Below are 10869 nucleotides of genomic sequence, written 5' to 3' on the forward strand. Positions count from 1 at the left end.
ACTCGCCCTCGCCGCCGGAATCTGGCACAACTGGCTCCTCGGAACACCCAACAAACGATCCCTCATCGCCTACGACCATTAGGACTCACTCATCTAGGGGAGAGGGCGACCCCAGAATTGGGCTGAGAGGTGCACCCAGCGAACGCCACTAAACTTGAAGCTCGGATTTCAAGGGGTGTGCGAGTGGTCGACCTGGAGCTTCAGCGGGAACAGAACTACGTGGCGACGCTGTATGCGCGCCTGGACGCGCTGCAGCGCGAGGCGGAGCAGCAGCTCACGGCGGTGCGGCGGCTCGACGTGGGCGGCAACCACCAGTCGCGCTCCGAACGCGACACCTTCGCCCGGCTCTACGAAGACCGCATCGTGCAGCTGCGCGAGGTCGATGACCGGTTGGCGTTCGGCCGGCTCGAGGTCGCGTCCGACGACGCGGATGCCGGTTCCCTCTTCCGCTACATCGGCCGGGTCGGCCTGCGCGACGAAGACCTGCAGCCCCTGCTGCTGGACTGGCGGGTGCCGCAGGCCAGCGCGTTCTACCAGGCCACCGCGGCGACGCCGCTCGGGGCCCGCGCCCGCCGCCACCTGCTCTCGAAGGGGCGGGACATCGTGCGGATCGAGGACGAGATCCTCGACGCGGCTCTGCTCACGGGCGACGCCGCGGCCGCGCACCAGGGGGAGGGGGCGCTGCTTGCCGCCCTCACCGCGCAGCGCACCGGCCACATGTCCGACATCGTCTCCACCATTCAGGCCGAGCAGGACCGCATCATCCGCTCCGACCTCAAGGGCGTGCTCGTCGTGCAGGGCGGCCCCGGCACCGGCAAGACCGCCGTGGCCCTGCACCGGGCGGCGTACCTCTTATATACGCACCGGGATCGGCTGAAGAATTCCGGGGTGCTCATCGTGGGGCCGTCGGAGTCGTTCCTGCACTACATCGAGGCGGTGCTGCCGTCGCTGGGGGAGACCGGGGTGGTGCTCGCATCCGTCGGCCAGCTCTACCCGGGCGTCGACGCGACCCGAGAGGATGCCCCGGCCGTCGCGGCCCTCAAGGGCCAGACGTCGATGGCGCGGCTGATCGAGCGGGCCGTGCACTCACGGCAGCGGGTGCCGGCCTCGACGCAGGTGCTGGTCGTGAACGGGGACCGGCTGACGCTGCACCCGCACCTGATCGAGACCGCCATTCACCGGGCGCGGGCCACCGGCAAATCGCACAACGAGGCGCGGGTCACGTTCGTGAAGAACGCGCTCGGCGCCCTGGCGAAGGAGTGGCTGGCGCAGTTGAAGAAAGACGGCCGGTCGATGGACGACACCGACCTGCCGATGCTGCGCGAAGACCTGCGCCTCGCCGACGACGTGCGGGTGGCGCTGAACACGGCCTGGCTGCCGCTCACCCCCGAGAAGCTGCTGCACGACCTCTATGCTCGCCCGCAGTGGCTGGCGCAGCTGACGCCCACCTGGACGCCCGCCCAGCGCGCGCTGCTGCACCGCCCTCGGGGCGCGGAGTTCACCATCTCCGACATTCCACTGCTCGACGAGGCGGCCGAGCACCTGGGCGAGTACAACGTCGTCGACGCGGCCCAGAAGCGCGAGCAGAAGGAGCAGCGCAAGCGCGACGTGGAAAACGCCGAACTGGCGATCTCGAACATGGAGGTGAAGGGGCTCGTCAACGCGAAGGCCCTCGCCGACAACTTCGCCGAGCTGGGCGACCGGGCCACCACGGCCGAGCGCGCGGCCCTCGACCGCTCCTGGACCTACGGCCACGTGGTCGTCGACGAGGCGCAGGAACTCTCGCCCATGCAGTGGCGCCTGGTGTTGCGGCGCGGCCCGCTGCGCTCGTTCACGATCGTGGGTGACATCGCGCAGGCGGCGTCAGCGGCCGCCGCCTCGAACTGGCGTGAGGCCCTCGCGCCCCTGCTCTCCGGGTCGCTCGAGGCCGACCGTTGGCGGCTCGAGGAGCTCACCGTGAACTACCGCACGCCCAGCCAGATCGCATCGGCCGCGGAATCCATGGCCCTCGCCCACGACCTGCCGATCACGCCGGCCCGGTCGGTGCGGGCCAGCGAGTGGCCGATCGAAACGGTGACGGATGTCGCCGACGCCGTGCGCCGCGAACGCGCCCTGGGCCTCGGTGGCACCGTCGCAGTGATCGTGCTCGAGCCTGCGCTCGCCGGGGTTCATGCTTCCTTGGTCTCTTCGTTCGGGTCTTCCGTTGTGGGCCTCGGGGCGGAGGGCCTGCTCAAGGAGATCGCGCTGCTCACCCCGCACGACTCCAAGGGACTTGAATTCGATGCCGTGGTGGTGGTGGACCCGGCGGGGATCGTCGCGGCGTCCGAGCGCGGCGCCGGCGCGCTGTATGTGGCCATGACCCGGCCCACCCAGCGCCTGTATCTCGTGGCGACGGGGCCGCTGCCCGCCGGGCTTTAGTGCTGGGGCCACTTCTCGCGCCGGCCGATACTGAGCTCACAGCCGGCATGGGTTAGCGTTCGTAGGTGACTGAATCAAGCGACGACCGCGCTGCCACCGCCCCCCACTTGACTGCAGAGGATCACACGCCGGCGCCGCTGGCCGTGGATCGTAGTCGCCGTGCTGGTCGGGCTCGTCATACTTCTCGCCATCGCCGGGGGCTGGGTGGGTTCCCGGGCACTGGCGGCCAAGGCCGAGCTCGAGAAGGCGCAGACTCTCGTCGGCACCCTCAAGAGCCAGGCCACGGCGATGGATTTCACCGGCCTCGGTACCACCTCCACGAAGCTCTCCGCGGCTACGGGCAAGGCCGTCGACCAGGCCCATGACCCACTCTGGCGGGCGGCGGAAGTCGTTCCGTTCGCCGGCGCCAACCTCACCGCCGTGCGCCAGATGGCAGAAGCCATCGATGTGGTCGCGCAGGACGCGGTCGCGCCGGTCGCGACGGTGGCGTCGGGCCTCAGCGCGGCGTCGCTGAAACCCGTTGACGGCAAGATCAACCTGGCGCCGATCGTGGACCTGAACGCGGCCCTGACAACGGCGAGCACGGCGCTCGACTCGGCGGCGGCATCCGTGGGCGCGATCAAGCTCGACGGAACTATCGACGAGGTCAGCGCAGCCGGCACCAAACTCTCCACCATGCTCGACGGCGCTGCGGCCACGATCGGAGAGGTGAGCTCGTTCACCTCGGTCGCGCCCGCCATGATGGGCGCCTCGGGGCCACGAAACTACATCTTGATTTTCCAGAACCTTGCCGAGACCACGGCGCTCGGAGGCACCGCAGCGGCCTTGACCGAGGTCACGGTCGACGACGGTTCGATCAGCATCGGCCGGCAAGCGTCGAGCCAGAGCTTCGTACGAGACGACGCGCAGTCGGCTGTCGCCGAAGACCCAAAGCTTTCTTCACTTTTCACCCCGTTGATGTTCACCAGGCTGAACCTCGCAACCAGCCGGCCTGATTTCCCGACTGCTGCGCAGATCACTCAGGCGTTCTGGCAGCGTGACCTCGGCGGCACCGTCGACGGCGTCATCTCCATCGACCCGGCGGCACTCGCGCACATGCTCGGCGCCACCGGACCGGTCACGATGAGCACGGGTGACGTGCTGTCGAAAGACAACGCCGTGTCCCTGCTGCTCAACGAGATCTACTTCCGCTACCAGGGCAAGGACGGCCCCGATCAGACGGACGCGTTCTTCGCCAAGGCCGCCAAGACCATGTTTGACGCCGTGACGAACTCTCAGGGCGACCCGCAGGACATGCTGAAGGCCGTGACCCAGGGGGTCACCGAGCACCGCATCATGGCGTGGAGCGCGCACCCCGACGAGCAGAAGATTCTCGAGCGCACTCCGATCGCCGGCATTCTGCCCACGACCAACAGTGACTCGACTACCACGGGCGTGTTCTTCCGTGACATGTCTGCATCCAAGCTGGACTTCTACCTCGAGACTGCCGCGACCCTCAGTACGAACGTCTGCACCGCCGAGACCCCCACATTCACTACGAAGGCCAACCTCCGCTCCACCCTCACGCCCGAGCTGGCCGCCAAACTTCCGGGCTACGTGGCCAGCGCGCCGTGGGGCGCCAAACAGTTCCGCACGGAGGTCTTCGTTTACGGCCCTCCCGGCACGACCTTCGTGTCGTCGTCGATCGATTCCGCGAAAGGCGCCGACCTCGAGCTCACGACCGACGACCTGGGCAGGCCGGTGGCCCGGTTCTCGGTCATGCTGAAGCCCGGCCAGTCGAGCGCGGTCACGGCCGTTTTCGCCGGCCCGAAGGGCACCTACGCGGCTCCAGCCCTGCAGACCACCCCGATGCTGCACCCGACGACGGTCACCCTCGACGCCCCCGGCTGCCAGTAGCCGCCCCGGCTCACCCTCGACGCCCCTGCCAGTAGCCGCCCCTGCCAGTAGCCGCCCCTGCTCGCGCTGCCCCTCCCTGGCCCACTCCCCACTCACGCCTGCCTGCGGTTTGCGCCGGTCATCCTACGAGCCCCGCTTCCTTCGCCGAGCCGTGAGTTTCGACCCTGTTTCTTGCTTGAAGAGGGTCGCAACTCACGGTTCGGCGCCGTCTCGGGCCCGGTTCTGCGGCGCCTCGCCGGCCATCGAGTCCCACGAGTAATACCAGCCTCATTAGTAACTAACTGCGAAACATTTTGATAAATAGTTGAGATAGTCTCGACAACACGTACGCTTTTTGCTAAAATCGGGGCATGGCAGGAGCATCCGCACCGCAGTCACCAGCCGCCCCGGCAGAGGCGGCAGATTCACCTGCGCAGCGAATCGAGCAGGCCGCTCGGGCAATAGCCAAAGCCCTCGCTGACATAACGTTATCGCTACTGTCCGACACCGATGCCCTGGCCGTGCTCGGCGCGGTCGAGCACCTCGGCCGCAGCGTGGATGCGGCACGAGTCTCCACTGCAACGGATGTCGCGGACCGCTCCCGTAGCATCCTCGGCCACGATTCCCTGGCCTGGAAGCAAGGGGCGAGCAACGGCATCGACCTCATCACGCGCCTCACCCGGGTCTCCGCGCGAGAGGCCAACCGTCGCGTGCGGCTCGGCGGGAACGTCGGCCAGCGCCGGGCCGGCACCAGCATGCTGCCCCCGTACTATTCGACTGTCGCCGCGGGCCTGAGTGCAGGCGATCTGGGCGTGGACGCTGCCGAAGCCATCGTCACCACCCTCGACAAGGTCAGTCCGAGCGTCGCTCCAGACGACCTCCTCACCGCTGAGCGGGCCCTGGTTGCCGCCGCGACCGGCGCTGTGACCGAGGAGACCCAGGGGCTGCCGGGGGAAGGGTTCGCGTTCCCGGCGGACTTGATCCGGGGTATGGCCGTGCAGTGGCAGGCGCGGCTCGACCCGGACGGCACTGCGCCGAACGAAGACGTCGCCGAGCCGCGCAGCACGGTCGGGTTCGGCCTGCTTCGCGACGGCCTCTACCCCCTGCGGGGAGCGGTCACCGCGGAGCTCCGCGGCATCATGAACGGCATCTTCGACACCTATCTCTCCGCCCACGCGGCACCCGCATTCCCCAGTGCGGAGGAGCAGGCGCTGATGGATTCCGGGGAGCTCATCCCCGGCGCCGAGGCCGCCGCCCTGAGCGACGACCGGAACGGCGGCGAGAAACGCGCGGACATCCTCCGCGGGGTGTTCGAGGCCGCGTCGCGCGCACCGGGAACCCCGAAGATGGGTGGGGCCGCCCCGACCGTGATGGTGCACGTGAACGCGGTCGACCTCGCCGATGAGCACGGGGTGGGGTGGATCGACGGGGTCGAAGCCCCGGTGTCGATGCGCACCGTGAATCAGCTGATCTGCGCCGGCGGGTACCGCAAGATCCTCTTCGGCGTGGACGGGGAGGTCCTCTACCTCGGCGGGAAGGAAAGATTCTTCACCCAGGCCCAACGCCGCGCCATCGCCGCCCGCGACGGCGGGTGCATCATCCCGGGTTGCCAGGTGAACGCGGCCTGGGCGGAGGTGCACCACATCATCCCGTGGGTGAACCACGGCCCCACCGACATCGACAACGGGGTGCTGCTCTGCTGGTTCCATCACCACAGCATCGAGACATCGGGGTGGTTGATCCGCATGGTCCGGGGCAAACCCGAGGTCATGGCACCGGTCTGCTTCGATCCCACCCGCACCTGGGTTCCCGGCCAGGACCACCGCGCCCACCGGGCCAGCGGTGCCGGCCGCGATCGCAGCGCCCGCGCCCCGGCTCGCGCCCACCCCAGCGCCACAGATTCGACCCACTAACCGTCACCAGTCCAGCTGCTCGAGCCCCGCCCCTGCGCCGTGCCCGCCCGGTTCGTCCTCTGAAACCCGCGCACGGGCATCCGTCAGCCCCCGGCTGTACACTTTTTGCGGGCGTCGCGCATAGGTGACGTCAAGCTCCGAGCCGCAATGCCGGCTTTGCGCCAATTAAAGGAACCGCACACATGACGACCCTTCCCCGCCTGGTGGCCTTCGATCTCGATGACACCCTCGCCGCTTCCAAGTCCCCACTCGACCCGCGGATGGCCGCCCTTATGGTTCGCCTGCTCGGCGCCGTCGAGGTCTGCGTCATCTCCGGGGGGCAGATCGCGCAGTTCCACATGCAGCTGATCGACAACCTCGAGGGCGTCAGCGATGAGGCCCTCGAGCGGCTGCACCTGATGCCCACCTGCGGCACCCAGTACTTCCGCCACGTCGACGGAGCCTGGACCCAGATCTACGCCGAATACCTGACCGAGGCCGAGAAGACGGATGCCCTCAACGCCGTCGAGATATCCGCGCGTTCGCTCGGCTACTGGGAGAGCAAGACCTGGGGCCCGATTCTCGAGGACCGCGGCTCGCAGATCACCTTCTCCGCTCTCGGCCAGGCGGCCCCGGTCGCCGCGAAAACCGCGTGGGACCCCACCGGCGAGAAGAAGAACGCCCTGCGCGAAGCGGTGCAGGCGCTGCTGCCCGACCTCGAGGTGCGCTCCGGCGGGTCCACGTCCGTGGACATCACCCGGCGCGGCATCGACAAGGCCTACGGCATGAACAAGCTCGCCGTGCTCACCGGGGTGCCCCTCGACGAGATGCTCTTCGTCGGCGACCGCCTCGACGAGAACGGCAACGACTACCCGGTGAAGGTGCTCGGGGTCGAGTGCGTCGCCGTGGAGGGCTGGGAAGACACCGCCGCGTTCCTCGAGACGCTGATCCCGCAGCTCGAGGCCGTCTCCGCCTGACGGATGGCGCTCAGCCGAGCCCCGCGACAAATTCGTGCAGCCACGGTCGCAGGCCCGGGCCGAGGTCCTCGCGGTCCACGGCGAGTTGCACAACGGCCTTGATGCAGTCCAGTCGGTCGCCGGTGTCATACCGGCGACCGCGGAAGTGGCCATCAGCGCAGGTTTGGGGCGCCGTTCTCTCCTGGGCGTGACGTGTTTCGGGAATGGCCCGTATCCGGGGGGAAAAGGCCGGGCTATGGTGTCGTCACCGTTCGCTCGAGCGGCCACAGGAGGTAACCCGAATGCCGAACGGAAAGAACGCACAGCGCCCTGAAACGACCGGCCCGTTCCACCGGGCTCCGCGCAAACGTTACCCCTGGCGCATCGCCCTGGCCGTGCTCGGCACGGTGCTGGTGGTCGCAGTCGCCGCCGTCGGAATCTTCGCGTTCAGCCTGACCCGCGCCTTCGACGGCGGCACCGAGAAGATCTCCAACGCCTACCCGAAGGAGGCGTCCCGCCCCAAAGCCATCACAGCGCCGCAGGGCGCTGCCACACCGTCCTCGGCGCAGGGCGCAGTGCCCGCGGGGCAGGCGCAGAACATCCTGCTGCTCGGATCGGACACCAAAGGAGCCACGGGGACACAACTTGCCAACGTCAGTGATGAGCACTCGGACACCCTGATGGTGGTGCACGTGCCGGCCGATCACAAGAACCTCTACGTCATGGCGATCCTGCGCGACAGCCTGGTCGAAGTGCCCGGGCACGGGCAAGCGAAGATCAGAACGGCTATCTCCCTGGGTGGGGTGCCGCTGGCTGTTCAGACCGTGGAAACCCTGCTCGGCGCCCGCATCGATCACGTGGCCGTGGTCAATTTTTCCGGGTTCGAACAGGTGACGGATGCCCTGGGCGGAGTCGACATCAACAATCCGATCAGCTTCGATTCAGACCACCTCAAGGGGCACCACTTCGATAAAGGCTCCCAGCACCTGACCGGCGCGGAGGCCGTCGCGTTCGCGCGCGAGCGGGCAGCGTTCCAGGATGGCGACGTTCAGAGGGTGCGCAACCAACAACTCCTTATCAGCGGCCTGCTGATGGGGGCGATGCGCAATTCCATGCTGTCCGATCCGGTGAAGACGTCGGGTCTGCTGGGCACGGTCACGCCCTTCCTGGCCGTCGACGATGGCCTCAACTCCGCCTACCTGGCCTCCCTGGCCTGGGCGCTGCGGGACGTGCCGGAAAAACAGGTCACCTTCTTCATGATGCCGATCGCCGGATCGGAAGCCTCCTCAGACGGTCAGGCGATCGTGCACGTGGACTGGGCCCGGCTCGCGGTCGTGCAGCAGGGTTTCCAGACCGATACCTTGGCCGCCTACGACCGCGAGTTGAAGACGATGCGGTAGCAGCCCTCGATCTTTGCCCCCATGGATCGGCGGATGCCGTGGCGTGCGCAGTGCCGGCCCCGGGCGTCGGGAACGGCCCATATCCGCCGGGAAAAGGTCGGGCTATGGTGTCGTCACCGTTCGCTCGAGCGGCCACAGGAGGCAACCCGAATGCCGAACGGAATCAACGATTTTCTGCGCCACAAACCCCCCGGCCCGGCGCACGCAGCGCCGCGCAAACGTCATCCCTGGCGGATCGCCCTGGGTGCGCTCGGCACGGTTCTGCTGGTCACCGTCGCCGCAGGCGGCGTCTATGCGTTCAGCTTGACCCGCGCCTTCGACAGCGGCACCGAGAATATCTCGAACGCCTTCCCGGAGGAGGCCTCCCGCCCGCAGGCTGGGCAAGCGGCGCCGGGCACGGCGGGCGTCGCCGCAGCGAATGCCCCCGCCGGGCCCCTCGACCCTTCCGCGGTCCTGGGCGGGGTGCCCGCTGGGCAGGCGCAGACCATCCTCCTGCTCGGATCGGACACCCGCGGCGCCACGGGGAAGGACCTCGCCGGCATCCGTGGTGAGCGATCGGACACCATGATGGTCGTGCACGTGCCGGCCGATCGCAAGAGCCTCTCCGTCATGTCGATCATGCGCGACAGCTGGGTTGAGGTGCCCGGGCACGGGCAGGCCAAGATCAACGCTGCGCTCTCGTGGGGCGGGGTGCCGCTGGCCGTGCAGACCGTGGAAAACCTGCTCGGCACCCGCATCGATCACGTGGCCGTGGTCGATTTCTCCGGGTTCGAACAGGCGACGGATGCCCTCGGCGGCGTCGACATCGACAACCCGATCGCCTTCGACTCCTACCATTTCAAGGGGCACCACTTCGATGCGGGCTCGCAGCACCTGAACGGTAAGGAAGCCGTCGCGTTCGCGCGGGAGCGCTACGCGTTCCAGGACGGCGACTTCCAGCGGGTGCGCAACCAGCAGCTCATCATCAGCGGGCTTCTGACCGCGGCCATGCACAGGTCCGTGTTCGCCGATCCGGTTAAGCTGTCCGGTCTGCTGAAGACGCTCACCCCCTTCCTGGCCGTGGATGACGGCCTGGACTCCGCGTACCTGACCTCGCTGGGCTGGGAGCTGCGGGATGTGCGGGAGCCGCAGGTCACCTTCTTCACGATGCCGACCGATGGAACGGGAACCTCCTCCGACGGCCAGTCGATCGTGCACGTGGACTGGGTCGGCCTCGCCGCCGTGCAGAAGGGCCTCCAGACCGACACCATGCGCGACTACCAGCCCGAGCTGCAGGCGAGGGGCTAGCCGGGGGCCGGGCTGTCGCGCATAACTCCTGCAATTTGTGGCAGAAAGGCCGTTTTGGGGTCGAACCCGGCCTGTTCCGAACGATCTGCAGGAGTTATGCACGACGGATCCGCGCTGCCCCCAACTACCCATTGTTCTGCGGCCCCCTGTGGCGAATTCAGGAGAAACCCGGCCCCGGCCATCCGCCGCCCCATGTTTTCGGCGCTGAGGCCGGCGTCCACCCCGGTTCTCCTGAATTAGCCACCCGTTGGGCAGCTAAACGCCCGTCGGCCCGCGAGTCGACCTGCGAGCCGATCCCGCCAGCGCCAGCGCCTGCAGCAGCGGCAGCAGCATCAGGGCGAGCACGGCGCCCACGGCCGCACCCGCCGTGTTCGCGACCACATCGGATAGGGTGGCGAACCGGGCCGGCAGGAAGATCAGCTGGCCCAGCTCGATCGTGCAGCTCGCCGCGAAACCCGCCAGCACGGCCAGCCACCAGCGGCGCGAGCCGGCCAGGATCACCACGATCATCCCCACCGGGACGAACAGAACGACATTCGCCATGAACTCCACCAGGTCGTAGCGCACCCAGCCCGGAGCGCCATGCCCCTGCAGCCAGCCGAGGGCGGCCAGCAGAAAATCGTGCGCGTCCCGGTCCACCGGTGTCGGCCAGAATGCGATCAGGAGTAGTGCGACCAGATAGGCCAGCCCGAGTCGCAGCGCCCACCGGCGCAGCCGGGCCCGCCCCTGCGAGTCCGCGGCGGGCGTGCCCGAAGTGGGGGAGCCGGGGAGTGGTGCGGCGGGAGAGTCGGGGTTCAGGCCGGCCACGTCATCACCTCTCGGGGTCTGAGCGGTCGGCCCCCGACGACCGTGCCGGGTGGAGGACCGCAACACTGTCGGATTCACCACCCTAGACGGGTCGGTCCGCGCATGCCAGTCGGCCCGGCCCCGCTCCCAGTCTGGCCCCGCGCAACCTCCGACCGCACCGCACCCAACCTCCGCCGGCCCCGCGCCCAACCGTCGCCGACCGCCGGCCCCGCGCCCGACCGTCGCCGACCGCCG

The 10869-nt window shown here is 68.5% G+C and carries 7 protein-coding genes and 1 pseudogene; 6 read left to right on the top strand and 2 right to left on the bottom strand.

Features of this window, described 5'->3' with window-relative positions:
- Positions 1 to 183 precede the first annotated feature (183 nt).
- The 4 genes from E3T37_RS11205 to E3T37_RS11220 all read left to right on the top strand — a co-directional run bounded on the left by E3T37_RS11205 (position 184) and on the right by E3T37_RS11220 (position 7162).
- Positions 184 to 2418: an ATP-binding domain-containing protein gene (locus tag E3T37_RS11205; protein ID WP_174844097.1), complete on the top strand. Its 2235-nt coding sequence runs from the start codon at positions 184 to 186 to the stop codon at positions 2416 to 2418.
- 159 nt (positions 2419 to 2577) lie between these two features.
- Positions 2578 to 4314: a DUF4012 domain-containing protein gene (locus tag E3T37_RS11210; RefSeq protein ID WP_134366865.1), complete on the top strand. Its 1737-nt coding sequence runs from the start codon at positions 2578 to 2580 to the stop codon at positions 4312 to 4314.
- A 350-nt stretch (positions 4315 to 4664) separates the two neighbouring features.
- Positions 4665 to 6206 carry an HNH endonuclease signature motif containing protein gene (locus tag E3T37_RS11215; RefSeq protein ID WP_134366866.1) on the top strand — a complete coding sequence of 514 codons (1542 nt, stop codon included), beginning with the start codon at positions 4665 to 4667 and terminating at the stop codon, positions 6204 to 6206.
- Between the two features lie 182 nt (positions 6207 to 6388).
- On the top strand, positions 6389 to 7162 hold the full coding sequence (locus tag E3T37_RS11220; protein ID WP_134366867.1) for an HAD-IIB family hydrolase: 774 nt from the start codon (positions 6389 to 6391) through the stop codon (positions 7160 to 7162).
- Positions 7163 to 7172: 10 nt separating this feature from the next.
- On the opposite strand, the pseudogene E3T37_RS17405 reads toward E3T37_RS11220, so the two are convergent.
- Positions 7173 to 7307 (bottom strand): annotated as a pseudogene (locus E3T37_RS17405) (UTP--glucose-1-phosphate uridylyltransferase); the annotation flags it as partial.
- Between the two features lie 136 nt (positions 7308 to 7443).
- Here E3T37_RS17405 and E3T37_RS11230 point away from each other — a divergent pair.
- Together E3T37_RS11230 and E3T37_RS11235 are read left to right on the top strand one after the other, a co-directional pair.
- Positions 7444 to 8541 carry an LCP family protein gene (locus tag E3T37_RS11230; protein WP_160141029.1) on the top strand — a complete coding sequence of 366 codons (1098 nt, stop codon included), beginning with the start codon at positions 7444 to 7446 and terminating at the stop codon, positions 8539 to 8541.
- A 150-nt stretch (positions 8542 to 8691) separates the two neighbouring features.
- Positions 8692 to 9828 (top strand): LCP family protein, encoded by a 1137-nt coding sequence (locus tag E3T37_RS11235; protein WP_166806096.1) that lies wholly within the window; start codon positions 8692 to 8694, stop codon positions 9826 to 9828.
- Positions 9829 to 10083: 255 nt separating this feature from the next.
- Here the strand turns inward: E3T37_RS11235 and E3T37_RS11240 are convergent, their stop codons facing one another.
- Positions 10084 to 10635: a VanZ family protein gene (locus E3T37_RS11240; RefSeq protein ID WP_166806097.1), complete on the bottom strand. Its 552-nt coding sequence runs from the start codon at positions 10633 to 10635 to the stop codon at positions 10084 to 10086.
- Between the last annotated feature and the right edge of the window lie 234 nt (positions 10636 to 10869).

Origin of the sequence: Cryobacterium sp. TMT2-10, assembly GCF_004403075.1 — a bacterium.
Taxonomy (GTDB): Bacteria; Actinomycetota; Actinomycetes; order Actinomycetales; family Microbacteriaceae; genus Cryobacterium; species Cryobacterium shii.